Source organism: uncultured Desulfovibrio sp. (genome assembly GCF_944324935.1).
GTDB lineage: Bacteria > Desulfobacterota > Desulfovibrionia > Desulfovibrionales > Desulfovibrionaceae > Desulfovibrio.
The window spans coordinates 1-24501 of sequence record NZ_CALUYG010000013.1; the positions used below are offsets into that span (position 1 = coordinate 1).

A 24501-nucleotide genomic window follows, 5' to 3' on the forward strand; every position below is an offset into this window, starting at 1 on the left:
ACTGGATGCCTTGTTTCTGGGATTCATCATGTTTGCCTTAATCGTTGAGTCTCTTAAATAGTGTTAACAGGCCCTAGTCCGTAGACAGCCAGCGGGAGAACAGCATGAAGATAACCGTATTCGGCGGCTCCGGTTTCCTGGGGTCGCACATTTGCGACAAACTTTCCGAAGCCGGGCACGAGGTCACCATCGTTGATGTGCACCCCTCGCCCTGGCTGCGTCCCGATCAGCACATGCTGACCGGCAGCATCCTGGATGAGGCGCTGGTGGATCAGGCGGTCTCCGGGGCGGACGTGGTGTTCAACTACGCCGGCATAGCGGACATAGGGGAGGCCAACCGCCGCCCTGTGGACACGGCCCGGCTCAATGTGCTGGGCAATGTTATGGCGCTGGAGGCCTGCCGCAAGGCCGGGGTGCGGCGCTATGTCTTCGCCAGTTCGCTCTATGTCTATGGCAAGTCGGGCGGCTTTTACCGGTGCAGCAAGCAGGCGTGCGAGATCTACATTGAAAATTATCAGGCCATGCACGGCCTGCCATATACCATCCTGCGCTACGGCTCCCTGTACGGGCCGCGCGCCGATGCCCGCAACGCCATCCACCGCTTCGTGCAGGAGGCCCTGACCACGGGCAGCATCACCTATTACGGCGCGCCCACGGCCCTGCGCGAATATGTGCATGTGGACGACGCCTCCACGGCCACCGTGATGGTGCTGGAACCGGAGTTCGCCAATCAGAACATCATCATCTCGGGCAACCAGCCCATGCGCGTGGGCGATCTGTTCAAGATGATCGGCGAGATGCTCGGTAGGGAGCTGACCATCAATTACCAGAACGACCCCAACAGCGGACATTACCAGATCACGCCGTACGCCTTCATGCCCAAGGTGGGTCGGAAGCTGGTGCCGCCGCTGACCGTGGACCTGGGACAGGGCATCCTGCGTGTGATGGAGGCCGTGCACCGCGACGCGCATCCCGAATTGCAAAGCGAAGGCGGCTATCTGGTCGCCACCGACGACTAGCCCGCACGGGCAAAGGAGCAGACATGAACATCATCGCCATCATTCCCGCCCGTATGGGATCGAGCCGCTATCCCGGCAAGCCGCTGGCCCTCATCCACGGCACGCCCATGGTGGGGCATGTGGCCTTTCGTACGGCCATGAGCGGCATCCTTTCCGACACCTATGTGGCGACCTGTGACGAGATCATCGAGAATTACTGCCGCGACGCCGGGCTCAAATGCGTTATGACCGGCGATCATCACGTCCGCTGCTCCACGCGGACGGCCGAGGCCCTGCTCAGGATCGAAGCGCAGACCGGCAAAAAGGTGGACATCGTGGTCATGGTGCAGGGCGACGAACCCATGATCACACCGGACATGATCGACGCCGCCGTCCAGCCCATGCTGGACGACCCGTCCATCAACGTGGTCAACCTCATGGCCGAGATGGAGACGGTGGAGGAGTTCGAGGATCCCAACGAGGTCAAAGTGGTCGTGGACTGCCACAATGACGCGCTCTACTTCTCCCGCGAGCCCATCCCGTCCCGCAAGAAGGGCTCGGACAAGGTTCCCATGCGTAAACAGGTCTGCATCATCCCCTTCCGCCGGGATTACCTCATCCGCTTCAACGAAATGGCGGAAATGCCGCTGGAGATCTATGAGTCCGTGGACATGATGCGCATCCTGGAGCACGGCGAAAAGGTACGCATGGTGCCGACGGACAAGCGCACCTTCAGCGTGGACACGCCGGAAGACCTGGCCCGCGTCACCCGGCTCATGGAAGGCGACACCCTGATGCAGGAGTACGGCAAATAGATGAAGGGCCATCAACGCCTTTTGCTGGCCCTTGAGGAGCTGTGGGTGTTCGCCTTCGGGTGGATACCCACGCCCCTGGGCCGTCTGGTGCGCCTCATCATGTGGCGCTGGATGTTCGCCCGCTGCGGGTCGGTGCGCTTCAATACGGGCATCGGCATGGTCGGCTGTCACAATATGCGGCTGGGCAATCAGGTGCGTGTCGGCCGCAACTGCATCCTGACGGCGGGCAACGGCAAGCTGGAGCTGGCCGATCACGTCTCCCTCTCGCCAGGCGTCCACCTGTGCGCCGACGGCGGGAGCATCTTCATCGGCGTCAAGACGGCCATAGGGCCAGGCACCGTCATCCGTTCGGCCAACCATTGCTTCACCCGGCAGGATGTCCCCATCATGGAACAGGGGCACGAGCCGGGTGTCGTCGTTATTGAGGATGACGTCTGGATCGCCGCCAACTGCACGGTGACGCCCAATGTGCGCATCGGGCGCGGCGCGGTGGTGGGCGCGGGCGCGGTGGTGACCCGCGACGTGCAGCCGTACGACATCGTGGCCGGCGTGCCTGCCCGGCCCATCGGCAAGCGCGGCAAGGACGACTGTCTCAATCAGGTCGGCGAGATGGACGACGACATGTATTGACGGTAGTCCGACATATTCCAACCTGTCCGACAAGAGGAAGATCCATGGAAGAAGTGCGTCTGGATACACGCAACATGCCGCCGGAACGGGTGGCCGAGGTGCGGCGCTGCGCTGAACTCTGCTTCAAAATCAATCATACGCCGCCCACCAGCCCGGAATGCCGGAAACTCATCGACGAGCTTTTCCAGCATACGCTGGGCGAGGGGACGGTCATCCATCCGCCGGTGTTCACCATCTTGGGCGACACGGTGCGCATCGGGCGGAACGTGACCATCATGAACGGCTTCCACTGCATGTCCGCCGGGGGCCTTACCATCGAGGACGGCGTGATGATCGCCCTGAACTGCACGGTGCTGACCAACAATCATGATATGTACGAGCGGGCGGTCATCACCTGCAAGCCGGTGCGCATCAAGCGAAACGTCTGGATCGGGGCCAATGCCACCATCCTGCCGGGCGTGACCATCGGGGAGAATGCCGTGGTCGGGGCCGGATCGGTGGTGACCAAGGATGTGCCGGACAATGCCGTGGTGGCGGGGAACCCCGCGCGCCTCATCCGCTTTCTGGATGCGGAACGGCTGGCCTCCCCTCAAGAATAGAGCATTTTACCTTTGAAAAAGGCAAAACGCGAGGCGGCGGCACAGCGCCGTCCGGCCCGAAGTGAGCGGAAAAACCGCCCCTTTTCCGCGAAACGACAGGCCGCATGGTTTGAAACGCAGAGCGCTTCAAACAGAAATTGCGCTAATCCCGCTGCCGCGCGGAGCGGTTCTCTTTCCCGCGTCTGCCCCTCCGCCGCCCGGCAGGGGGATATTTTGCCTGTGGAGAATCTATGCCCCTGCAAGCCATCGTTTTTGACTGTGACGGCGTCATCCTGGACAGCGTGCCGGTCAAGACCCGTGCCTTTGCCCGCCTTGCCGAGCCCTTCGGGGAAGAGGCGCGGGATCGTTTCGTCATGTACCATACGGTCCACGGCGGCGTGAGCCGCTACCGGAAGTTCGAGTGGTTCTTCCATGAAGTGCTGGGCCGGGAGATCACGCCGGAGGAATCGAAGGAGTGGGGCGAGCGCTTTGCCGCCTATGCGCTGGACGAAGTGCGCCGCTGCGCGCTCATCCCCGGCATTGCCGGGGTGCTGGAAGACTGGTGGGAGCGTCTGCCGCTCTACGTCTGCTCCGGCGCGCCGCAGGAAGAGGTCCGCCTCGTCCTCGAAGAGCGGGGGGTGTCCGGCAAGTTTCGCGGCATCTTCGGCTCGCCGCCGGCCAAGGCCGCACTGCTGGCCCGCATCGTCAGCGCGGCGGGAGTTGATCCGGCGGATGTGCTCATGGTGGGCGATGCCGTCACCGACCGCAATGCCGCGGAAGAGGTCGGCACCCTGTTCTACGGTATAGGCGCGGAACTGCGCGGCGGCGACTTCCCGTGGGGCATGGACGCCACGGGCCTCTCCGCCTGGATCGCGGAGCATGCGTAACATGCGGCGGACAGGATACATGCGGCGCGGTCTGCTGCCCGCTGTCTGCCTCTGCGCGGCGCTGCTGCTGAGCGCCTGCGGCGATGACGGAACCCCGCGGGAAAAAACGGCGGGAGGTACGCCCTCCGCCGCGCAGGACTCGCCGGCTGCCCCGTCCACGGAAAAAAAGAGCCCGTCCGCAACCGCGCCTAAGAGCTATCTGCCCGCCTCCCTCAAAGAGATACGGCAGGATGCCCCGGCGACGGAAGAGGCCCTGCGGGCGGCCAACGCCCAGCTGGCTTACGCCAACGGCGTTATGGACTGGCAGCTCGGCAAGGATGCCGGTTACGCGCTTTGGCTCTATCTTGGGGCGGATTTCTACCTCCGGGAAGCGGCCCTGCCCAAGCTTGCCAGGCGTCCGCCGCGCTTTGCCCGCGACAAGACGCTGCTGCCGCCCGCCGCATGGCCGAAAGAGTCGGCCGAAGCCATCCGCCAGGCGCTGCGGGAGATGGATGCCGCCGTTGACGCCGAGCGCGAGCAGTACGAAAAGCTCGTGAAATATGCGCTGGACGAAAGCATCGTGGATGACGGCAAGCAGGGGCGGACCTACCTGAAAGCCATCCGGCAGCAGTGGGAAGCCTACGAAGACGCCCGCCGCGTGCTGCGCGGCGAGGTGGAGAGCGTCGCCCTCGCCGCGGAAGCCGTCACCCTGCAGGGGCATCCCCTGCGGTCGCAGATACTGGCGGTACGCATCCTTTTCCGCCGCATGAAGGAAGCCCGTGCCCTGCTGGGCGAGCGGGAGGCCGACAAGCAGACCATCGCCGCCTGGCGACGCGAGCTGGAAGGCATACTGGCGGAAGCGGCCTTCCTGCCCTTCAGCGTGGCGGGCGAGCCGGAACGGCTCTGGCGAGCCTTCCTGCGTACGGCGCAACGCTTCCCCGCCGCCGTGGCCCTGGGCGAGGCGCAAGGCTTCCACCCCGAAGTCCGCAAACAGCTCAACGCCGCCTACAACGATAGCGAAAAAGCCTACAACGACTTCGTGGACAGCGTGCGCTGACAAGGAGGATTGTTTTGTGGGGGGAAGGGGAACCCCCCGCCTCGCGCGGGCGGGGTTCCCCTTCCCCCCACACCCCCCAACCCTTCCCCGGCGCGCTTTGCTTGTGAGGATGAAAGGGAGCGGGCCGCTCGGCGGCAGGCGGACAGCGCAAAAGCGTTTCCCTGATGTGAGGAAACGCTTTCTTTTTCATGCTGCCGGGGAACCGCCGGTCAGGGGATGCGCGGGGAGGGAAGATGTCCTTCCCTCTCTATTCTTCAAGCGCGGCGGCCTCGGCGGCGATGCGGGCGAAGAGCTCGTCGAGGTTGTCGATGCCGACCAGCATCACGCGGCCGTCGCGGCGGGCGAAGCGACCGACCACGGGATAATCATTGCCGTTGCCCGCATCGAAGACGCGGAACGGCAGAATCCAGCCGCCGTCGTTGCGGGCGCGGGCCTTGCCGATGCCGTGGATCTCCTTACGGCCCAGGGAGGCATCGGCGAAGAGCGGGGCGATGAGGCCTTCGGACTGATAATCCCGGGCCGGGGCGCGTCCGGCAAAGGCTCCTGACACGATGCCGTTGCGGATGAAGGCCCGGGCCTCGCCGCGCAGCATCTTACGCACGCGTCCGCCGCCGTCGGCCAGAGCCGCGCCGGAAAACATGAGGTGCAGCATGGGGGGGAGCCTGTCGGCATTTTCGGGCCGGCGCGCCTCCACAAACAGTTTGTCCACAACGGTTTGCAGGATGCCGTCCACGTCCGCATGCTGTTCAAAAGCCGCCATGTCGGCGTCGGCGACGGCCTGGGCTATGGCTTCCAGACAGTCCCGCGGGGTGTCGGCGGCGGGCGTCGTGCGGGGCAGCAGCAGGAGGCAGACCAGCAGCGCGGGCAGCAGGAGGCACGGCAGCGGGGGCGGGCAAGGGGCAAAACGGCGGCGCATGGCATTCACCTCGGCTGTCCGTCCGGGGACGAGACGGCGGGCGGGACACGCATCGGGGGGGTGACGGCTTCTTCCGATGGCGGCAGGGGCGGCGTGGCGGCAGGGGCGGGGGCCTGGGGCTGCGGGGGCCGGTAATCCGGCGAGCCCAGCGGGGCGCGCCGCGCCGGACGGGCGGGCGTCTGCGTAGCGGCGGACGGGGCCGGGACGCCCGGGACGGCCTGCGGGGGATTGGCTGCGGCAGGCGTCGTGCCGTCAGACGCCTGTGCAGGCTGGGCGGGCTGGGGGGAAGCCGCCGAGCGGGGCTGCACCAGTACGCCGCTGGCTCCTCCCTGGGCGAAACGCCGGCCCAGATCGCGCAAAATGCCTATGCCGGCCTGGACGGCGGCCCGGGCTTCAGGATCCTGCTGCAGGCGTCTGTCCACCCAGCGTGCCATGAACAGGAGTGTATCTTCGTCCATGCCCTGCGCGCCCTGCGTCCTGACGGCATTGACAAGATCGCGGCGCACGGCGTCCTGTTCGTCCACCGCATGGCGGTAGCGGGTGCCGAGGCTGTCCACCGCCAGCTGGGCGGCCGCAAGTTCGGCTTCCGATGCGCCCTGCTGGCGCTGGTTGTCGAGTTCGTACACGGCGTCGGTCATCTGGCCGCCGACATCGCGTACGGCATCGGCCTTTTCCTGCAGGGCCGCCAGCCGGCCGCGCAGATCGGGGACTTTCAGCACGGCGTCAAGCGCCGTGGCCGTGGTGACCAGCCGGCCGGCGAAAACCATATACATCTGGCGGGCCTGGGCCTGGGTCAGCGTCCTTCCCTTATGCGGCTGCTGGCTTTCCAGGGCGACCGCTTCCAGGAAGCGGTCCACATACAGATTATAGAGCCCATGCAGCATGGTGGGATGGAAGGCATAGCGCAGCACGCCTTCCCGTCCGCCCTGCGCGCCGCCGTCCAGCCCCGTCAGGTTGACGCCGTAGCGGCTGTTGAGGCTTTGCGGACTGATGGACAGGCTGCCTCCGCGCGCACCGGGGGTATAGTTCTCCACAAGATAGGCCGCCAGATCGTCCACAAAGCCGAAGCGGACCCGGGTGTCCTCCACCACCTTGGGGGCGACGACCTGGGGGCCGCCGTCCTGCGGCGCGCCCGGCATCATGGAGGTGTCCACGGGCGTGCCGACGCTGCCCTGCACCGTGGGACCGGAGAGCGTGCCCGGCGCCGTGGGCGGATTGAGCACGGAGGGCGGGGGCGGAGGCGGAGGCGGCGTCAGCAGGGTGCTGACCCCGGCAAGGGGCGTGCCTTCGGTGGCTTTGTCGATGGCGGTGGCGGCCTGCTGCCGCAGTGCCTCCCGCGTTTGGTCATCGCGCGTCAGCCAGTAGGCGGCGGCCGACACGACGAGCAGCGCCAGCACGGCCAGGAGGCCCAGGCGGAAACCGCCGCGGCCGGGCCTGGGCCTGGGCAGTTCGCTGATGTCGGTTGCGGGGGGCGTTCGGCGTTCCGTTTTCATGGGGAGATCCTTGCTGTGAAGAAAGCGGAAAGGGGGTTGTCCGGTGGCAGTTGCCATACGCGCGGCAGCAGGCCCGACCACCAGGGAAAGCCCTGTTCCCGCCGCCGGGAGGGCGAGGGGCCGGCGCTTTTCGCGGGACGGGCAGCCACGGGCAGGCGTCATGCACCCTAGCACTGCTCCCCGGCGCTGTGAAGGGCTTTTCCGGGGGGCGGGCGGACGGCGCGGCAAGCGGAGGATGATTGCACAGCCCTCGTCTTGACGGAGGCGGGGGGGCATGCTACGGGAGAAACGTTCTCGATAGGCCGCAAACGGCGATTTTTCGACGTGTTGCGGCAAAATACTGTTCCAGGAGGCTCGTATGCCTACATATTTGTACTTTATTCTTGCCGTGGTGGCGCTCCTTCTCGGATACGCCATCTACGGGACGCTGGTCACCAAGATCTTCGGGGCCGATCCCAAACGCCCCACGCCGGCCCAGACCATGGCCGACGGCGTGGACTATGTGGAAATGCCCATGTGGAAAGTCTGGCTCATCCAGTTGTTGAACATTGCGGGCGTGGGGCCGGTGTTCGGGCCCATCCTGGGGGCGCTCTACGGGCCGTCCGCGCTGATCTGGATCGTTATCGGCACCATTTTTGCCGGCGCCGTGCATGACTATTTTTCCGGCATGCTGTCGCTGCGCTACGGCGGGGCCAACGTGCCCACCATCGTGGGGTACAACCTCGGCAACATCGCCAAGAACATCATGCGCGTCTTTTCCGTGGTGCTGCTCCTGCTGGTGGGGGTGGTCTTCGTGGCGGCTCCGGCCGGCCTGCTGGCCAAGCTGACGCCGGAATCCCTCAATCTCACTTTCTGGATCGCGGTGATCTTCGTGTACTACTTCCTGGCCACCATCCTGCCCATCGACAAGATCATCGGGCGTCTCTACCCCATTTTCGGGGCGGTGCTCATTATCATGGCCGTGGGCATGACCGTGGGCATGTTCGTCTCCGGCAAGGAATTCTACAGCTGGCTGGAATGGCGCAACCCCAATCCTGACGGCCTGCCGATCTATCCGCTGGTCTTCATCACCATCGCCTGCGGCGCGCTTTCCGGCTTCCATGCCACGCAGTCGCCGCTTATGGCGCGCTGCCTCGCCAACGAACGGCAGGGCCGGGCCGTCTTCTACGGCGGCATGGTGGCCGAAGGGCTCATCGGCCTTGTCTGGGCCACGGTGGGCATGACCTTCTACCAGAGTCCCGATCTGCTCAATGCCGCCATCAAGGCCGGTGGTCCCGGCAACGTGGTGACCGAGACCTCCCTTGCCCTCATGGGTTCCTTTGGCGGCGTGCTGGCCATCCTCGGCGTGGTGGCCCTGCCCGTGACCTCCGGCGACACGGCTTTCCGCGCCGCGCGTCTGACCATTGCGGAAGTGTTCAACTTCTCGCAGCGTTCCATCGCTTCGCGTCTGATCATCGCCGTGCCCATCTTCGTCATCGGCATCATCCTGGCCAACGTGGACTTCAACATCATCTGGCGCTACTTCGGTTTCGCCAACCAGGCGCTGGCGGCCATCGTGCTCTGGGCGGCGGCGGGCTACCTCTACCGCAAGCACCTTCTGCACTGGATCTGCACCGTGCCCGCGGTCTTTATGACCTCGGTCTGCATCTCCTACATCTGCTTCGAGCCGAACATGGGCTTCGGCATGACCATCGGCATCTCCGACACCATCGGCATCATCTGCGCGGTGGTGACGCTGGCGGCCTTCCTCGTGCTGGGGCGCAAGCCCATTGAGGGCGCGCCGGATATCGACAGCGTCTAGTTTCCGCCGGCGGCGGGATTGCGCATCGACAACGGGCGGGCTATAGTTGGCCCGCCCTTTGTCGTGTTGGCGGCAGGGGAGCTCAGGACTTTTGACAGCGTACCGAAGACAAGGAGCTTTCTCATGTTGCAGCCTCCGAACATCCTCACCATCGCCGGATCGGACTCCGGCGGCGGGGCCGGCATCCAGGCCGACCTCAAGACCATCATGGCCCTCGGCGGCTACGGCATGAGCGTCATCACCGCACTGACGGCCCAGAACGGACTGGGCGTGCGGGGCATCCATGCGCCGGAGCCGGAATTCGCCGTGCTCCAGCTGCGTACCGTGCTCGAGGGCTTTCCCGTCGCGGCGGCCAAGACGGGCATGCTTTTTTCGGCGGGCATCATCCGTGCTCTGGCGGCGGAGCTGCGCAAGGTCGCCTTCCCGCTGGTGGTGGACCCCGTTTCCATCAGTCAGAGCGGCAGCCCACTCCTGCAGGAAGACGCCATTGCCGCCCTGAAGGAAGAAATGATCCCCCTGAGCAGCCTGCTCACGCCCAACCGGCCCGAAGCCGAGGCCCTGACCGGCCTGAGCATCCGCTCCATCGAAGACGCCTTTGCCGCCGCGGAACGACTCATCGGCATGGGAGCGAAGGCGGTCCTCGTCAAGGGCGGTCACATGGAAAGCTCCGTCGTGGTGACGGACTGCCTGCTCGTCAGGGGCGAAGCGCCCAAAACGCTGCCGCAACCCAGGGTGGAGACCGAAAACAATCACGGGACCGGCTGCACCCTGTCGGCCGCCATCGCGACGGGGCTGGGCAAGGGCGAACCGCTGCCGGTAGCCGTGAAGCACGCGCAAGAGTATCTCAATCTGGCGCTGCGCAAGAGCTATGCGCCCGGCAAGGGGTGCGGGCCGGTCAATCACGCGGCCCCGTTCGCGGGCTGACGGAAGCGGAGGCCGTCGCGTCAGGCTTCCGGCGGCAGTGCCGCGCGGGGAGGCGCGGCGCGGGAGAGGTGTTTTTGCACGCATTTTGCAAAGGGTATGGACGTGCTTTGATACCGTCAAAAAGAAGGCGCCCATGCCCTTTCATTTCAGCATGCAAAAGGTGCTCGACTACCGCGAGCAACTGGAAGAAGAGGCCAAGGTCAGGCTGGCCAGGGCCGAACAGCAGCGTAACGAGCTGCGTTCCCGGCTGGAGATCATCCGTAAGGATCTGATGGAGCAGGAAGAGCGTCTGTACACCCGGCCGCCGAGCGGGGCCGGGGAGCGCTGGCTGTTGGAGCATTTTGTCAGAGGGCTCAAGGCTGACATGGCCGCTACGGCGGTGCAGCTTCGCGCGGCGGAAACCATGGTGGAAGAATCGCGCCGGATTCTGGCGCAACGGGCTATGGATCGCAAGATCCTCGACAAGCTCAAGGAACGCCAGAAACAACATTATATGCACGATGAGCGTATGAAGGAGCAGCGCTTCAATGACGAAATCGCCACACTCCGTTACAAGGCTCCGACTTTTTAAGCTGTACCGCCTGCTGGCGCTTTTGTGCGTCTTCAAGCTCTGCCTCTTCGGCGCGCTGCTGCTGGATGTGGACTGGAGCAGGGTCCACAGGGACGTCAGGGACATCGCCAGGGAAGATGTCCGTCTGGAGGATGATGCCGACGTGAAAGCGATGACCGCTTCCCTTGAGGCGACGGATACGGCCGTGGCGTCGGAGGATGCCGTGCCGAAGGCGCTGGCGTCGGCCAGGAGCAAAGCGGAGGAAACCGCCGAAGGCGCTCCGGAAAAGGGCAGGGAACCGCAAGGGGCGGAAGCCGCCCGGCTGGCGGCGGAAGCCCGGCCCGCGCCGCGTCCGGCGACCATAGCCTCCGGTCTGGACGACAGCGTGGTCATGCCCGGGGGATCGGCGGCCAGTGCGGACGCCGGCGCGCCCGCCGCGGACGGCCCCTTTGTCCGCGCGCCGAAGCTTGCCGAACCGCCCCTGCTGGAAGCCGGCCTCGCCCGGAACGCCCGCCCGCGTGAAGAAGGCATCATGGACATGCTGGGGCTGAGCAATCTGCCCATCCCCCACCTTGGCAGCGTCAAGGCCGCGCATGCGGCGGCGCAGGATATGCCCGTGCCCGCGGTGGCGGATCGTGTGGGCAACACCTCCTTTGCTCCCGCCGCCCAGCAGAATGCCACCGTCATGCCGGGCGCGCCGGCCATCCCGTCCAATATCCCCCGGGGTGAGGACATCGCCTCCGGCAGAGCCGCCCGGCAGCCCGGCGCAGGCAACCTGCCGGAGCTGCCCGAGCGCACGTCGGATATCGCCAGGGCCCCGGCGCCGGCCATCCAGCCCATGACCCTGCCGGATGACCCCAATGAAAAAGCCCAGGATCTGGCCCGCCAGGAACAGGATATGCTGGTGCTCCGTCAGCAGATGGATCAGCGTCTCAAGGAGCTTGAGGGCGCCGAAAAGCGCATGCAGGAGCTGATACGGGATGCCCGTACCCTTGAGGATCAGAAAGTCCGCTCCCTTATCCAGATGTACGCCAACATGAAGCCCCGCGTGGCCGCCAAGGCGCTGGAAAACATGGATGAGCGCGTGGCCGTGCGCATCCTTTCCGGCATGGCCCCCAAGCAGTCCGGCGAGATCCTGACCTACACCAACCCTGAAAAGACGGCCAAGTTCACCGAGATTATCACGCGCATGAGGACGCCCTAACGATGCGCCTGCGGCTTCTGCTGGCGTATGACGGCAGTCGCTACAGCGGATGGCAGATCCAGGAGGCGGCCAAGGCCCCGCTCACCATTCAGGGAGAAGGTGAGAAGGCCCTTGGCCGCCTCTGCGCCTGTCCGGTGCGGCTGTTCGGCTCTGGCAGGACGGATGCGGGCGTCCATGCCCACGGGCAGGTGGCGCATGCGGACGTGCCGGACAGCCGGGCCGGGCTGCCGTGGCGGCATGCCCTCAATTGTCTTTTGCCGCCGGATATCCGCGTGCTGGCGGCAGAGGCGGCGCATCCGCGCTTCCATGCCCGGCTGGATGCCCTGCACAAGACCTATGTCTACGATTTCTGGCAGGACAGGGCCTTCGTGCCGCCGCGCCTTGCCCCCTATGTCTGGGCCTGCGGGCCCCTGGCCCTGCCGCCCATGCGCGAGGCCCTGCACCATCTGCTCGGCGAACATGATTTTGCCAGCCTGCAAAATGCCGGCACGCCCGTGGAAGGAACCGTGCGGCGCATCCTTGATGCGGAGCTGACGGAATGCCCCGCCGAAGAGTTCCTGCCGCCGCATCTGCCGCGTCTGCGCCTGCGCATCACGGCCAACGGTTTTCTTAAACAGATGGTCAGGAACATCGCCGGTCTGCTGGTGGCCTGCGGGACGGGCAGACTTGCGCCCGAGGCCATCCCCGGCCTGCTGGCCGCCGGCGACAGGCAGGCGCTGCCCACGCCCACGGCGCCGCCTCAGGGGCTGGCTCTGGCACGCGTGGTCTACCCGGAAGCCCTGCCTGTCCAGAACGCCTCGGGATCGTCGGAGGCCCCGGAGGCGTCTTTCACGGCGGACTGACGTTCGCTGGCCTTAGCGGAGACCGTCGCGGTCTTTTTGTTCTGTACTGCCGGCGGGCGGCCTGTCGTCGCCTCCCTCTGGTCGTGCAGGGGGCCCCGGCGGCGACGCGCGGCGTCGTGATGAAGCTGCCGTGTGTCGCGCCGCTTCACGTCGGACGGTGTATCGAAGATGCCACGGCAGACGTGCGGGGCGGGAAAAGGGCGGCGGAAAAGATGTACGGGGGAAGGCCCCAAACGGAAAAAACCCCGCTGAAGCGGGGTTTTCCGATGTGTTGGGCCGTGTGATGGGAGGGAAACCCAGCTCCGCCAATCGGAGCCCACATCAAGACTTGGGAGCGGCGTTATCACTCCATGAGAAAAACCTAACCAAAAATTTTTTTTTTGGCAAGGGAAAAAGAACAGACAGCATGTGCGTCCGTGCTCCGGCATTCTCGCGTACCGGGATCATGCTGTCCGAACACCCGATGTTTCGGACAGCATGTCTGCATTTTCGGCATGTCAGATGATGGCTTCGCCCATGCGCCCTTCTTCTTGCAAGGTGCGGAAGCGCTGTTGCAGCATGAGCGGCAGGCCGTCCCGGTCATTGGGATCGTACTCGAACATGACCGCCGTGCCGTAGCAGGAGAAATATTTGCTGCCGTCAGGATGGAAGGCCACGTTCTCGCTATAACCGACGATAGCCTGCGCCCCCTTGTTCATGGCCCGGCACGCCATGCCGAAAAAGGCTTCTTCCGAATCGAATCCCCGGCAGCAGACAAGACCGAGCACCTTGGCGATGCGGCGACCTTCCACATCGTCCGTCGTCACCACGGGAAAGCGTCCAGCCATGAAGATCTCGCGCGCCCGATCCGTCATTTCGCCCATTTTGCGATGCTGCTTTCGTTCAGCCTTGCGGGCCTTCTTCTCACTATTGCCACCAAGCAGAAAAAACATGGACACCTCCCTCGGCTACCTGCTGTATGCCAGTGTGATGTCATGCCATATGCAATATGAGGGCCATTTGTGATAATTCATAGAAAACAAAGTAGTTACAGGTGTCGTGGCTGGTTCCGCCAAAAGGATGACAGCCCGTGACGGCCTCGTTTCGCCGTGAAAGGGCCTCCCGGCGGCCCGCGGGCGCGCAGCCAAAGGGGCAGCCGTCAAAAGGCTGCCAGTCAGGGGACGGCCGGGGGACGGCTAGGGCACGTCAGGAGCCGGATAGGGCGGATGCCGGCGGCAGGACGCCGGAAAACGCGGGATCGTCCGTATGGGCCTGCCGGCGGCCGGGCGTCTCCCGGCAGGGACGCCGTGCGGCCAGGGGGATGATCATCCCGGTTCTAGCGTTCCCAGGCACGCAGGCGCGTACGCTTGTCCTTGTGTTCCCACCAGGCCAGGCGCAGCCTGTCGAGGATCATGCTGGCGCCGCAGGCGGCGATGAGCACCGCCGCCGTACTGAACACGCCCCGGTAGCCCCAGCCCGCGTTGACGACCGCCCCGCCCAGCAGGGGGCCGATCATGCCGCTGGCGTCGAAGGTCAGCATCATGACGTTGGAATTGATGGAGCGGGTCTCCGGGGTGGAGCGGTCATAGACGGTGGCCGCCAGCAGGGGATAGAGCAGGCCCAGGCTGATGCCGTAGAAGCAGGCGCAGGGGATGAACAGACTGCGCGGGGCCCAGGCCAGGCCCAGCAGGCAGCAGACGAGCGTCAGCGCACAGATGGGCACGACCCGGTAGCGGGGCAGGGTGTCCAGCAGATGCCCGCCGAACAGACGGATGAGAATCATGGTGATGGTATAGGTCAGGAAGAACCATTCCGGGCGCGCGCCCGTCTCCACGCACAATCCCTTGATGAAGTAGATGGCCAGGCTCACCATGATGCTGAAGGTGAGGCAGCCGAGGTAGATGAACGCCAGTCCCGAGTGGCTGGCCGCATGGATGAGCTTGCGGGCCGTGAGCTGTTCGGCCTCCGCGGGGGGGATCTCCGAGGCCCGCAGCTTGGGGGCCAGCGGCAGCAGCATGCAGAGTGCGGGGATGCCCAGCATGGCCGTGGCGGCAAAGAGATAGGGTTCGCCGCCCAGCAGAGGGAGGATGCGTTCGCCCACGGCGGGGATGATGGAATACGGCAAAAGCGTGGTCAGGGAAAAGAGGGCGAAGCCCCGGGCACTCTGCCCCCTGGGGATGCAGCTCACCATGACGGCCACCACGCAGCAGGAATAGACGGCCAGGGAAATGCCCTGCACGATGCGCAGCGTCCAGACCATGCCGACCACATGTTCCCTGGGAACCAGCGGATAGGCCAGCATGACGCAGCTTGAAAGGATGATGGTGCAGAGCAGCGGGGGCAGCTTGTTACGCTTGAGAAAAACCACGCTGGCCACCGGCCGGAACAGCAGCACCATGGCCGCCAGACTGGCCAGCAGGATGCCGCGCCAGTTGGGGCTGACGGCAAGGCCTTCCAGCCATTGCTCGAAGCAGTAGAAGACGGCAAGATAGCTGTTGCAGCACATGGACATGCAGAACAGCAGGATAAAGTCCCGGCTGAGCAGTTTTTCCTGGGGCTGCTGGCCTGAGAAGTCGCGAGGGCGGTTCGGGCGAAAGGGCATGACTACCTCTGTCGACCGTCGGGCCCCGTGCAGGGGCGGGCGGCTGTGCGGGGCGGAGCTGCGCCCGCATGTTGGGGTGCGAAGGGGAAGATGCACCTTAGCACCGGCCGTGGACAAGGTAAAGTCCGGCGAAAGGCCCGCCCGGCGGCGAGCGGCGGAGCGCTTGCGGGACGGCGCGCTCTGGGCTATTATAGACTACGGGGAGATTCTGCGGAAGCCATCCCGCCGCGTGCCTGGCGGGACTTCCCACGGCAGAGGCGAGTCCGGCGCGGCGCGACGAGCGCCGGAGAAACGCCGCGGCTTTCGTTTTCGGCGAAGGGGCGGCACGATCCGGCAGCGGGCCGCATCGTGACGTGTTCGCCTTACCTCAGCAAAGGATACCGGCATGTCCCAACCTTGTCCCTGCGGCAGCGGCCGAGAACTGAGCGCCTGTTGCGGTCCCTTCCTTGACGGCACGGCGCAGGCCGATACGGCCGAAAGCCTCGTGCGTTCCCGCTATACGGCGTACGCGCTCGGCAACTTTCCCTATGTGGTGGAGACGACCCACCCGGATCACCGCCAGGATCTCTCGGTCGAAAAACTCGAGGAGCAGACGCGCGGCGTGCACTGGCTGCGGCTGGATATGGGCCCCTGCCGGGAGCAGGTTCCTGCCGGTCCTGGCGGCGAGCTGTACGATGTGGCGGAATTCTACGCCTACTATGAGCTGGAAGGCGTGACCCGCCAGATCGGGGAGCGCAGCTTCTTTGCCCGCAAGGACGGCAGGCTGTATTATATGGATGGCGAGGCGCGCCGTCCGCAGGCCTACCGGCGGGTGGAGCCCAAGGTCGGGCGCAATGATCCCTGTCCCTGCGGCAGCGGCAAGAAGTACAAGAAGTGCTGCGGCGCGGCCGGGCAGGGGGCCTAGGGCGTTTGTCCTGACGGCGGGGCCCGGTCGTTCCAGACGGCGGGACGGGGCATGCCTCCGGTGCGGAGCCGCCCCTTGTCCGCCGTCTCGCGGGCAGGGAAGGAAGAGAGGCAGGTATGGCAGGCGGCGGCAGCATCGCGTCCATCAGACGTTTCTGTCTTGAGTGTCAGGGAGATTCGCCCAGGGGTGTGCGGGAGTGCGCCGATACGGCCTGTCCCCTCTGGGCATGGCGCATGGCCGCGGCCCAGCCCGGCACGCAGGAACTGTGGCGCGGCCCGGACGCGCCGAGGCGCGCCCTGCGCGAGATCAGGCGGCAATGTCTGGCCTGTGCGGGCGGCCGGCGGGAGGTGCGTCAGTGCGCCGCCCGTGAGGCCTGTCCCCTGTGGCGCTGGCGCTTCGGCGTCCGCCCGCAGACGTACCGCGAGGTCCGGCAGCGCTTTTTCGCTCCCAGGCCCCTGAGCCTTTTCGACTGACGCCACCTGCCGGGAGACGGCCTGGCACGCGGCGCGCATGCGTAACGCCGTGCACAGCAGGAGATACGCACATGGCACATCATCTGGACTGGACTCATGCGGCAACCGGCCGGCTGACGGCTGCGGCCCTGCAACGGCCGCGTGCACGGGCGCGGGCCCTTGCCTCCCGGCTCGCCGGTGAGGCGGCACAGGGACGGCTCCCCTTCCTTGACCTGCCGTTCCGGCAGCGGCTGGAGCGGGAGTTGCCGCCGCTGCTGCCCCGTCTGAAGGCCAGGCGTCACATGCTCCTGCTGGGCATCGGCGGATCGGCTCTGGGCGCGCGCGCCCTGCAGCGCGCCTTTGCGCCGCAGCAGGACGAGCCGGGGCACGACGGTCCCTGCCTCTGGATAGCCGACAACGTCTGCGAGGCCACCCTTGCGCGCTGGCTCGACCGGCTCCCTCCCGACGATACCGTCGTAGCGTGCGTGAGCAAATCCGGCGGCACCATCGAGACCGTGGCCCAGTACCTGCTGGTGCGGGACTGGCTGCGGGCCGCGCTGGGCGACGGCTGGCGGAACCACATGCTGCTTGTCACGGACGGCCGTCAGGGCTTTCTGCGCGAGGAGGCCGACCGCTTAGCGATCCCCTCTCTGGAAGTGCCGGATCATCTGGGGGGGCGCTATTCCGCTCTCTCGGCCGTGGGGCTCGTGCCGGCCGCCTTTTTGGGCATCGACTGGCGGGCCCTGCTGGACGGCGCGGCGGAAACGGGCGAAAGTCTCGTCCGGGCGGCCCATGCCGGGACGCTGGAGGCCCATCCGGCCTTTCGTCTGGCGGGCTGGGCGCACGAGCTGGAGGCCTGCGGCTACGATCAGCTTATTTTTTTCTGCTACCTGCCGCAGTGGGCGGCCTTCGGGGCCTGGTTCGCCCAGCTCTGGGCCGAAAGCCTCGGCAAGGGGGGCACGGGCAGCCAGCCGCTGCCGGCTACCGGCGTGACGGATCAGCATTCCATCAACCAGATGTTCCTTGACGGGCCGCGCAACAAGGCCTGTCTCTTCCTGACCGGGCCGGATGTGGACGCACGCCAGGCGGACGGCAGGGGGCCGCATTTTGCGAAGGACATACCGGAACGCTGGCAATGGCTGGCGGAGAGGCCGTTCGGCTGTCTGCTGGATGCCGAGGCGCTGGGGACGCGCATGGCGTTGTGTCACAGCGGCCTGCCGCTGGTGCACATGGCGATGGAGAGCGCCACGCCGCGGGCCGCCGGCAACCTGATGGCCCTGCTGGAAGGGACGACCCTGCTGACGGGCTGGCTCAACGGCATCGATCCGCTGGATCAGCCCGCGGTGGAACTGGGCAAGCGCCTGGCCAACGCCCGCCTCGGCGCGCCGGGCCTGACCGAGGAGGCGGAGGCCATGCGGGCCTTCCTGGCGCAGCAGGGCGAGCGTCAGACCTTCTGAACGCGGCGGAGCGGGAGCGTATGCGGAATCTACGGGAATGGCTGGGCCTGTCCCGGCCCACGGAGCCGGCGACATCCGGCACGCCGGCAACGGATCTGCCGCTCAGCTATGCGCGCACGCTTTCCTGGCTGTCGCTGGCGGTCATCCTGCTGACAAGCCTGGGGCTGTCCTTCTTCATATCCAATTCGGCGCGCCAGACGCTGCTCACCAAGCAGGAAGACTTCGCCCGTCTGCTGGCGGACAACCTCAATCACCAGATATTCCGCCGCTTCGCCCTGCCGACCATCCTCGCCCACGGGCGCATTGCCCTCCGCCAGCCCTCGCAGTACGAGCACCTCAATGAGGTGGTCGGGTCGGTCATCCACGGCCTGCCGGTGGAGAGGCTGCGCATCTATGACTTCTCCCGTCTGGTGGCCTTTTCCACCAACAAGGCAGATCTCGGCCGTACGGGGCTGGCCCCGGAAGGGCTGGAAGAGGTCCTGCGCGGCGGTCCGGCCCAGGTGGAGATCATCTCCGCCATCCCCGACTGGCAGGCCCCGTTCAACATCCCGCTCAAGCGCGGGACCTTCGTCCTGCGGCTGCTGTGCCCCCTGCGGGGGGAGGCGCTGGAGGCCGGCGGCGATCCCCCGCTCATGGGCGCGCTGGAGCTGACCCAGGACATCACCGACGATTATGAGCAGGTGCTGGCCTTCCAGGGCATCATCGTGGTCATGTGTCTCTTGTCCTCGGTCATCCTCTTTGCCCTGCTGCTCATGCTCATCCACCGTTCCGAGCGGGTGCTGGCCGAGCGCATGAACCGGAACCGCCAGCTGGAGAACGAGTTGCACAGCAATGAAAAGCTGGCCAGCATGGGGCGGGTCATCGCCAGCATCGCCCACGAGATCCGTAATCCGCTGGGCATCATCCGCTCCAGCGCCGAACTTTTGCAACGCCGGACGGACAAGGCCGATGCGGGGACCCGGCGCATCCTTGACGCCATTTACGACGAGTCCGTACGCCTTTCTCAGACCGTCAACGACTTTCTGGACTATGCCCGGCCCAGGCAGCCCCGTCAGGACCTGGTGGACGTCAACCTGGTGCTGGACCAGGCGCTGGCCTTCCTGGAAGGGGAGTGGAACCGCTGCGGCGTGCGCCTTGAGCGGGACATGCCGCCCGGCCTGTACATACTGGGCGACAAGGACCTGCTCTACCGGGCCTTCTACAATATCCTGACCAACGGCCAGCAGGCCATGGACGGGCCCGGCGTCATGCGGGTAAGCGCCCGGCGGACGCCGGAGAAGATCCGCCTGGAGTTTTACGACAGCGGCCCCGGCATCGATGAAGCCATTTTGCCCAACCTGCTGGATCCCTTCTTTACCACCAAGGATGGCGGGACGGGGCTCGGGCTGCCCATCGTGCAGTCCATCATTGCCAGCCACGGCGGCCAGCTCCATCTGGCCAACGGGACCGAGGGCGGCGCGGTGGTCACCGTCACCCTGCCGGCAGCGCAGTGCCCTGCCGGCCAGGCGGCGGAAGCGACAGGCAAGGAGAACGCATGAGCGAAAAATCGCATATCCTGATCATCGACGACGAAAAAAATTATCTGCTGGTGCTCCAGACCCTGCTGGAAGATGAGGGCTACGTCGTAACGGCCATCAGCGACCCGGAGACCGCGCTGGCCTTTCTGGAGGAAAGCGAGGTGGATGTGGTGGTGACGGACATGAAGATGCCGCGCGTCACCGGCCGCGAAGTGCTGCAACGGGTCAAGAAGAGCTGGCCCTACATCCCCGTGCTGATTATGACGGCTTTCGGTTCCATCGAAAGCGCCGTGGAGGTTATGAAGTACGGCGCGTTCGACTATATCACCAAGCCCTTTTCCAATGACGAACTGCTGCTTTCCCTGCACAACGCCACGGAACTGGCCCGGGCCCACCGCCAATACCGTCTCTTGCAGGAAGCGATGGAAGATCGCTACGGCGTCCACAAGATCGTGGGGCGCAGCCGGGCCATACGGGACGTGCTGGCCATGGTGGACAGGGCGGCCCCCAGCCGCTCCACGGTGCTCATCACCGGCGAGTCCGGCACGGGCAAGGAGCTGGTGGCCCGCGCCATCCATTATTCCAGCCCGCGCAAGGAAAAGCCCTTCGTGTCCGTCAACTGCATGGCGCTCAATCCCGGCGTGCTGGAAAGCGAGCTTTTCGGGCACGAAAAGGGCTCTTTCACCGGGGCCGTGGCCATGCGGCGCGGCCGCTTCGAGCAGGCGGACGGCGGCACGCTCTTCCTGGACGAGATCGCCGAGCTCACGCCCGAGCTCCAGGTCAAGCTGTTGCGGGTGCTGCAGGAGCGGCGCTTTGAACGGGTGGGCGGCAGCGAGGAGGTGGAGGTGGACATCCGCGTGGTGGCCGCCACCAACAAGGATCTGGCGGGCATGGTGGAGGCCGGGACCTTCCGCGATGACCTGTACTACCGCCTCAACGTGGTGCAGATCCCTCTTCCGCCACTGCGTGAGCGCCGGGAGGACATCCCGCTGCTGGTGGCGCATTTTGTGGAAAAAGTGGCGGCGGACAACAACATGCCGCCCAAGACCTTCAGCACGGAAGCGCTGAACTATCTGACCGGCTACGAGTGGCCCGGCAATATCCGTCAGCTGGAGAATGTGGTGGAAAGCTGCATCGTGCTCGTGCCCGGCTCGGTCATCGAGGTGGACAATCTGCCCGCCGAGATCCGCGACGAGGACGCCCAGTTCAAAAGCGCCGTGGACTTGCTGCCGGTACAGCTCGACCTGGCGGACACGCTGGAAAAAATCGAGGCCGCCCTCATCCGGCGGGCTCTGGTGCGGGCGGATCTCGTGCAGGTCAAGGCCGCCGAACTCCTGGGCATTTCCAAGAGCCTCCTGCAATACAAGCTCAAGAAGTACGCCATTACCGGGCATTAGGACCGGACCGCGTGCGCGCGCCGGCCGAGTGGGGGATGTTCGTTGTCCGGGGGAGCATTTTGCCGGTGGAACGGCGGATGTCGGCATGCGGGCCGCCATGCAGCGAACCCGCGTGCCCGCCACGCACATGGGACACGCGGCCGGGGCAGCCTTTCCCCGGACCTTCGAGGAATGGGTGAGCATCGTCCATCCTGAAGACCTTGAGGCCGTGGACTTCCAACGGCATCTGGCCATCTATCCCGAATTCGGCGACAGCTTCGAATGTTCGATCAGGCTCAGACACAAGAGCGGACACTATATCTGGAGCATCGGCAAGGGCTTCGTCTCCCAGCGCAACCATCTCGGTCACGCCATATCCATTCGCGGAACGAACCAGAGCGTGGAAATAATACGTCGAACGTACGAGAACTCCTTGCAAAAGGGCATGCTCGATCCGTTGACGAACACCTGCAGCAGGGATTTCTTCACGAAAAAGCGGTATGAGGTCCCGAGCAGCGACGTCTGACCCATAAGCTTTTTGTATATCGATGTCTGCGGGCTGAAGATGGTCAACGACACCCCTGGACATGAACAGGGCGACAAGATGCTCCTGACGACCGTTGAGATCATCGACAAGGTCATCCAGATGCCCCAATTCACCATCAGGATGGGGGACGACGAGTTTCTCGGCGTTTTGCCGAACTGCACCTCGGCGCTGGCGGCGGAGTGCATAAAGAATCTGAAAAAGGCGCAGGCGCAACGCGGCGACCAGGGGCTGCCCGTCCTCTTTTCCATCGGCAAGACGTCGATGATCATCAAGATGAACCTGCAGGAAATCGTATCGTCCGCCGCGCGGGAGATGCAACGCAACAAGGAGCATTCCCGCCGTGAGGATCGGGCTGTGCCGCCCGACGATATCGAACGCATCCGGGGAAAGAAGGTCGCGTACATCGATGATCGCATCGATGCCGGGGAGGCGGACTGAGGCTCCGGGATCAGTGGCGGCAGCGTCTTCGTCCCTGTTTTCGGTTCGTTTTCGTTCCGCTGCCGTGGCGTCGCCGGTCTGACGGCGGCAGCCCGCCCGCGGCGGCGGGATCAGGGCGGGCGTCGGCATGGGCAGCCCTTCTTTGCTGCCACGCGCCGGAGCAGGCGTCTCCCGAGGAGCGGGAGGGCCGCCGTCGTGTCCCCGTCCATGCTCCCGGGAGACGACAAGGCCCCGTCCGGGTATGGCGGACGGGGCCTACCGGCACGGAGGAGACATGCCGGACCGGAGGACAGAGCACAGGGCGACAGACCCTGTTCTCTCTGGCGGGTGCAGGAGGCGGGAAGGGAATGCCCGATCATGCCGACGGGCCGTTCCCGCTCGGGCTTGCTCCGGCGGGGACCGGCCTCCCGGCGGCAGCGATGCCGCCGGGAACGGCCAGGCCTTGCGCGGAGCGAGATGTTTTGCCTGCCGCTCCTGTCCCTCCGCCGTACCGGTGGGAAAGGGCGGGAGCGGTGGGCACGCCATGAATGGCGGTCAGCGCATGGGCGCCAGCGAGTTACGGTAGATGCGGGCGATACGTTCCCGGTTGCCTTCCACTGGCGCGAGCGAAACGAGCAGGCCCAGCGAGGGCGTCTTTTCCACCAGATCGCAGAGCGGTTCCACATCCGCTTCACTGAAGCCCACGGACGTGAGCTTTTCCGTCACGCCCAGTCCGAAGAGCCACTGCTCCACGGCGCGCGCCACCTTGGGCGCTTCATCGGGCATGCCGGAAAGACCGGGAACGATGGGCTTGAGGATGTGGGCCATGACCTGCGACCGGGCCGGATAGCATTCCTCGATGACGGCGGGCAGCAGCATGGCCAGCCCCAGGCCGTGCGCCAGGGTGGGTTTGAGGGCGCTGAGCGGATGCTCCAGGGCGTGCGTCAAATGCAGCATGCCGTTATCGAAGGCCGTCCCGCCCATCATGGCCGCGTAGGCAAGGTCGTAACGCGCCCGAAGATTATCGGGATGGGCGATGATGCGGGGCAGATTGGCATGGACGAGCCGGACCGTCTCCGCCGCCAGCATGACGGCAAAGGGGTTGGAGCATGTGGTGGTGGCCGCCTCCACCACATGGTTCACGGCGTCAATGGAGACATAGCGCGTCTGATTGGGGGAAAGCCCGCTCATCAGTGCCGGGTCGTCGATGGCGTAGCGCGGATAGATGCAGTCATAGGCGATGGCCGGCTTGTAGTTGAGGCGGGTGATGGTCGCCACGGCGAAGCGGTTCACTTCGCTGCCGGTGCCGTGCGTCAGATTGACGGCCACGATGGGCAGTGCGGCGCGGGGCGTGAATTTGTAGCAGTAGAGTTCTTCCGCCGTCTTGCCGGGATTGGCCAGCAGGATGGCGGCGCTCTTGCCGCAGTCTATGGGGCTGCCGCCGCCGATGCACAGCACGGCCCCGGCTCCGGCCTCGCGCCCAAGGGCGGCCGCTTCGTCCACGCTGTCGGTGGTGGGGTTGGGCGTCACCTTGTTGTACAGGGCAAGGCGCAGGCCGTGTCTGGCGGCCGCGGCTTCCACCTTATCCCACGCGCCGGTGAGCTTGTAGGAATGCCCGCCCGTGACGCAGAGAACGACCGAGATGCCCTCTTCCTTGAATTCGCCGAAAATGTCGTCGATCTTATCTATGGCGCCCACACCGAGATAGGTGGTGGTTTTGGTGCGGATTTCCCTTACCGTATCATACAGCATGCTTTCGTCCCACATGGGAACCTCCCTTGATTAATGGCTTTTGCCGAAAACGAGCCTAGGCCTGCCGCCGGCGAAGGTCAAGAGTTTGTGTTAATTTTCACAAAAAAATTTTGGGGAGAAATGAGAGAATGGGATAAAGAATGTTCTGAAAAGGGTATGATTTTTCAGAAGATAAAAATTTGCAGTGAGCATCTGCTGGATGAAGGCCCGTTATTATGTGGCATTTGTGCCGGAAGGGACAATCGTTATCCTTGCCTTGCAGGGCCAGTACGCCTATGCTTCGGCAACGGCGGACGTCGTGTCGGGCGTCGCCGGCGCAAACGGCGTCCCGAGTCAGGGCGTCCGTCTGGCGGCGGGAAGGGCTCGCCGTGGCGGGTGCACTGGCTCACGCCATAGCCGCAAGGAGCGGACATGAAAAAGAAAGTGGGCCTTATCCGTTGTCAGCAGACGGAAGATCTCTGCCCCGGCACCAAGGATTTTTGCTATGCGGCGGAGGGAAAGGGGGCGTTTGAACCCTTTGGCGAGTGTGAGGTGGTGGGTTTCGTTTCCTGCGGCGGCTGTCCCGGCAAACGGGCGGTGGCGCGGGCGCAGATGCTCAAGGACCGGGGCGCGGAAGTGGTGGCGCTCACCTCCTGCATCACCAAGGGAACGCCCATCGGCTTCCCCTGCCCCAACAAGGGGATGATGCTGCACGCCATACGCGCCAGACTGGGTGAGGATTTCCCGGTGCTGGACTATACGCATCCGTCCGCCGCGGAGCTCAAGGCGGCGGAACAGGCAAAAGCCTGAACCTGTTCGACAGGCGGACGGAGAGGCGTTCCCCG

The 24501-nt window shown here is 65.3% G+C and carries 24 protein-coding genes; 19 read left to right on the forward strand and 5 right to left on the reverse strand.

Features of this window, described 5'->3' with window-relative positions; translation table 11 throughout:
• The first annotated feature begins 104 nt into the window (after positions 1–104).
• The 6 genes from Q0J54_RS04470 (at position 105) to Q0J54_RS04495 (ending at position 4944) form a co-directional block, all read left to right on the forward strand.
• Positions 105–1019, forward strand: a complete 915-nt coding sequence (locus Q0J54_RS04470) for an NAD(P)-dependent oxidoreductase (RefSeq protein ID WP_296304227.1) — start codon at positions 105–107, stop codon at positions 1017–1019.
• Between the two features lie 23 nt (positions 1020–1042).
• Positions 1043–1813 (forward strand): 3-deoxy-manno-octulosonate cytidylyltransferase, encoded by a 771-nt coding sequence (locus Q0J54_RS04475; RefSeq protein ID WP_296304228.1) that lies wholly within the window; start codon positions 1043–1045, stop codon positions 1811–1813.
• Positions 1814–2443: a DapH/DapD/GlmU-related protein gene (locus Q0J54_RS04480; RefSeq protein WP_296304229.1), complete on the forward strand. Its 630-nt coding sequence runs from the start codon at positions 1814–1816 to the stop codon at positions 2441–2443.
• 44 nt (positions 2444–2487) lie between these two features.
• Entirely contained in the window at positions 2488–3042 is a 555-nt protein-coding gene (locus tag Q0J54_RS04485) for a DapH/DapD/GlmU-related protein (RefSeq protein ID WP_296304230.1), read from the forward strand.
• Positions 3043–3272: 230 nt separating this feature from the next.
• Positions 3273–3908: an HAD family hydrolase gene (locus tag Q0J54_RS04490; protein ID WP_296304231.1), complete on the forward strand. Its 636-nt coding sequence runs from the start codon at positions 3273–3275 to the stop codon at positions 3906–3908.
• 1 nt (position 3909) lies between these two features.
• Positions 3910–4944, forward strand: coding sequence for a hypothetical protein (locus tag Q0J54_RS04495; RefSeq protein WP_296304232.1), 1035 nt, complete (start codon positions 3910–3912; stop codon positions 4942–4944).
• Between the two features lie 247 nt (positions 4945–5191).
• Here Q0J54_RS04495 and Q0J54_RS04500 read toward each other — a convergent pair whose 3' ends face one another.
• A complete protein-coding gene (locus Q0J54_RS04500) occupies positions 5192–5860 on the reverse strand; it encodes a hypothetical protein (RefSeq protein WP_296304233.1) in 669 nt (222 codons plus the stop codon).
• A gap of 5 nt (positions 5861–5865) precedes the next feature.
• Positions 5866–7353, reverse strand: a complete 1488-nt coding sequence (locus Q0J54_RS04505; protein ID WP_296304234.1) for a hypothetical protein — start codon at positions 7351–7353, stop codon at positions 5866–5868.
• 358 nt (positions 7354–7711) lie between these two features.
• Here Q0J54_RS04505 and Q0J54_RS04510 point away from each other — a divergent pair, with 358 nt between their 5' ends.
• The 5 genes from Q0J54_RS04510 to truA all read left to right on the forward strand — a co-directional run bounded on the left by Q0J54_RS04510 (position 7712) and on the right by truA (position 12674).
• On the forward strand, positions 7712–9154 hold the full coding sequence (locus Q0J54_RS04510; RefSeq protein ID WP_296304235.1) for a carbon starvation protein A: 1443 nt from the start codon (positions 7712–7714) through the stop codon (positions 9152–9154).
• Between the two features lie 123 nt (positions 9155–9277).
• Entirely contained in the window at positions 9278–10078 is an 801-nt protein-coding gene (thiD, locus tag Q0J54_RS04515; RefSeq protein WP_296304236.1) for a bifunctional hydroxymethylpyrimidine kinase/phosphomethylpyrimidine kinase, read from the forward strand.
• A gap of 133 nt (positions 10079–10211) precedes the next feature.
• Positions 10212–10649 (forward strand): flagellar export protein FliJ, encoded by a 438-nt coding sequence (gene fliJ, locus Q0J54_RS04520; RefSeq protein WP_296304237.1) that lies wholly within the window; start codon positions 10212–10214, stop codon positions 10647–10649.
• Positions 10606–11832, forward strand: coding sequence for a hypothetical protein (locus tag Q0J54_RS04525; protein ID WP_296304238.1), 1227 nt, complete (start codon positions 10606–10608; stop codon positions 11830–11832). Before fliJ ends, Q0J54_RS04525 begins: the two co-directional genes overlap by 44 nt.
• 2 nt (positions 11833–11834) lie before the next feature.
• Positions 11835–12674, forward strand: a complete 840-nt coding sequence (truA, locus tag Q0J54_RS04530) for a tRNA pseudouridine(38-40) synthase TruA (protein ID WP_296304239.1) — start codon at positions 11835–11837, stop codon at positions 12672–12674.
• A gap of 497 nt (positions 12675–13171) precedes the next feature.
• Here the strand turns inward: truA and Q0J54_RS04535 are convergent, their stop codons facing one another.
• On the reverse strand, positions 13172–13606 hold the full coding sequence (locus tag Q0J54_RS04535) for a hypothetical protein (RefSeq protein ID WP_296304240.1): 435 nt from the start codon (positions 13604–13606) through the stop codon (positions 13172–13174).
• Between the two features lie 383 nt (positions 13607–13989).
• A complete protein-coding gene (locus Q0J54_RS04540) occupies positions 13990–15255 on the reverse strand; it encodes an MFS transporter (protein WP_296304241.1) in 1266 nt (421 codons plus the stop codon).
• A 385-nt stretch (positions 15256–15640) separates the two neighbouring features.
• Here Q0J54_RS04540 and Q0J54_RS04545 point away from each other — a divergent pair, with 385 nt between their 5' ends.
• From Q0J54_RS04545 to Q0J54_RS04575, 7 genes are all read left to right on the forward strand, one after another.
• Entirely contained in the window at positions 15641–16159 is a 519-nt protein-coding gene (locus tag Q0J54_RS04545) for a YchJ family protein (protein ID WP_296304242.1), read from the forward strand.
• A gap of 188 nt (positions 16160–16347) precedes the next feature.
• Positions 16348–16632, forward strand: a complete 285-nt coding sequence (locus Q0J54_RS04550) for a hypothetical protein (RefSeq protein ID WP_296304243.1) — start codon at positions 16348–16350, stop codon at positions 16630–16632.
• A gap of 71 nt (positions 16633–16703) precedes the next feature.
• The gene (locus Q0J54_RS04555; protein WP_296304244.1) at positions 16704–18068 is read left to right on the forward strand and encodes a glucose-6-phosphate isomerase; all 1365 of its coding nucleotides are present in this window, start codon (positions 16704–16706) and stop codon (positions 18066–18068) included.
• Between the two features lie 20 nt (positions 18069–18088).
• Positions 18089–19606, forward strand: a complete 1518-nt coding sequence (locus Q0J54_RS04560; RefSeq protein ID WP_296304245.1) for an ATP-binding protein — start codon at positions 18089–18091, stop codon at positions 19604–19606.
• A complete protein-coding gene (locus tag Q0J54_RS04565; RefSeq protein WP_296304246.1) occupies positions 19603–20982 on the forward strand; it encodes a sigma-54 dependent transcriptional regulator in 1380 nt (459 codons plus the stop codon). The genes Q0J54_RS04560 and Q0J54_RS04565 overlap by 4 nt, the downstream gene beginning before the upstream one ends.
• A gap of 97 nt (positions 20983–21079) precedes the next feature.
• Positions 21080–21487, forward strand: coding sequence for a PAS domain-containing protein (locus Q0J54_RS04570; RefSeq protein WP_296304247.1), 408 nt, complete (start codon positions 21080–21082; stop codon positions 21485–21487).
• A 12-nt stretch (positions 21488–21499) separates the two neighbouring features.
• Entirely contained in the window at positions 21500–21946 is a 447-nt protein-coding gene (locus Q0J54_RS04575) for a diguanylate cyclase (RefSeq protein WP_296304248.1), read from the forward strand.
• A 534-nt stretch (positions 21947–22480) separates the two neighbouring features.
• Here the strand turns inward: Q0J54_RS04575 and Q0J54_RS04580 are convergent.
• Complete coding sequence (locus Q0J54_RS04580) at positions 22481–23692, reverse strand: iron-containing alcohol dehydrogenase (RefSeq protein ID WP_296304249.1); 1212 nt, start codon at positions 23690–23692, stop codon at positions 22481–22483.
• Positions 23693–24088: 396 nt separating this feature from the next.
• On the opposite strand from Q0J54_RS04580, the gene Q0J54_RS04585 reads away from it, so the two are divergent.
• Positions 24089–24466 carry a CGGC domain-containing protein gene (locus Q0J54_RS04585; protein ID WP_296304250.1) on the forward strand — a complete coding sequence of 126 codons (378 nt, stop codon included), beginning with the start codon at positions 24089–24091 and terminating at the stop codon, positions 24464–24466.
• The last annotated feature ends 35 nt before the right edge of the window (positions 24467–24501 follow it).

Excerpts from the sequence above, each read along its gene's own strand:
- Q0J54_RS04470 (WP_296304227.1), top strand. The coding sequence starts at position 105 with ATGAAGATAACCGTATTCGGCGGCTCCGGTTTCCTGGGGTCGCACATT.
- Q0J54_RS04475 (WP_296304228.1), top strand. The coding sequence starts at position 1,043 with ATGAACATCATCGCCATCATTCCCGCCCGTATGGGATCGAGCCGCTAT.
- Q0J54_RS04480 (WP_296304229.1), top strand. The coding sequence starts at position 1,814 with ATGAAGGGCCATCAACGCCTTTTGCTGGCCCTTGAGGAGCTGTGGGTG.
- Q0J54_RS04485 (WP_296304230.1), top strand. The coding sequence starts at position 2,488 with ATGGAAGAAGTGCGTCTGGATACACGCAACATGCCGCCGGAACGGGTG.
- Q0J54_RS04490 (WP_296304231.1), top strand. The coding sequence starts at position 3,273 with ATGCCCCTGCAAGCCATCGTTTTTGACTGTGACGGCGTCATCCTGGAC.
- Q0J54_RS04495 (WP_296304232.1), top strand. The coding sequence starts at position 3,910 with ATGCGGCGGACAGGATACATGCGGCGCGGTCTGCTGCCCGCTGTCTGC.
- Q0J54_RS04500 (WP_296304233.1), bottom strand. The coding sequence starts at position 5,860 with ATGCGCCGCCGTTTTGCCCCTTGCCCGCCCCCGCTGCCGTGCCTCCTG.
- Q0J54_RS04505 (WP_296304234.1), bottom strand. The coding sequence starts at position 7,353 with ATGAAAACGGAACGCCGAACGCCCCCCGCAACCGACATCAGCGAACTG.
- Q0J54_RS04510 (WP_296304235.1), top strand. The coding sequence starts at position 7,712 with ATGCCTACATATTTGTACTTTATTCTTGCCGTGGTGGCGCTCCTTCTC.
- thiD (WP_296304236.1), top strand. The coding sequence starts at position 9,278 with ATGTTGCAGCCTCCGAACATCCTCACCATCGCCGGATCGGACTCCGGC.
- fliJ (WP_296304237.1), top strand. The coding sequence starts at position 10,212 with ATGCCCTTTCATTTCAGCATGCAAAAGGTGCTCGACTACCGCGAGCAA.
- Q0J54_RS04525 (WP_296304238.1), top strand. The coding sequence starts at position 10,606 with ATGACGAAATCGCCACACTCCGTTACAAGGCTCCGACTTTTTAAGCTG.
- truA (WP_296304239.1), top strand. The coding sequence starts at position 11,835 with ATGCGCCTGCGGCTTCTGCTGGCGTATGACGGCAGTCGCTACAGCGGA.
- Q0J54_RS04535 (WP_296304240.1), bottom strand. The coding sequence starts at position 13,606 with ATGTTTTTTCTGCTTGGTGGCAATAGTGAGAAGAAGGCCCGCAAGGCT.
- Q0J54_RS04540 (WP_296304241.1), bottom strand. The coding sequence starts at position 15,255 with ATGCCCTTTCGCCCGAACCGCCCTCGCGACTTCTCAGGCCAGCAGCCC.
- Q0J54_RS04545 (WP_296304242.1), top strand. The coding sequence starts at position 15,641 with ATGTCCCAACCTTGTCCCTGCGGCAGCGGCCGAGAACTGAGCGCCTGT.
- Q0J54_RS04555 (WP_296304244.1), top strand. The coding sequence starts at position 16,704 with ATGGCACATCATCTGGACTGGACTCATGCGGCAACCGGCCGGCTGACG.
- Q0J54_RS04560 (WP_296304245.1), top strand. The coding sequence starts at position 18,089 with ATGCGGAATCTACGGGAATGGCTGGGCCTGTCCCGGCCCACGGAGCCG.
- Q0J54_RS04565 (WP_296304246.1), top strand. The coding sequence starts at position 19,603 with ATGAGCGAAAAATCGCATATCCTGATCATCGACGACGAAAAAAATTAT.
- Q0J54_RS04570 (WP_296304247.1), top strand. The coding sequence starts at position 21,080 with ATGCAGCGAACCCGCGTGCCCGCCACGCACATGGGACACGCGGCCGGG.
- Q0J54_RS04580 (WP_296304249.1), bottom strand. The coding sequence starts at position 23,692 with ATGTGGGACGAAAGCATGCTGTATGATACGGTAAGGGAAATCCGCACC.
- Q0J54_RS04585 (WP_296304250.1), top strand. The coding sequence starts at position 24,089 with ATGAAAAAGAAAGTGGGCCTTATCCGTTGTCAGCAGACGGAAGATCTC.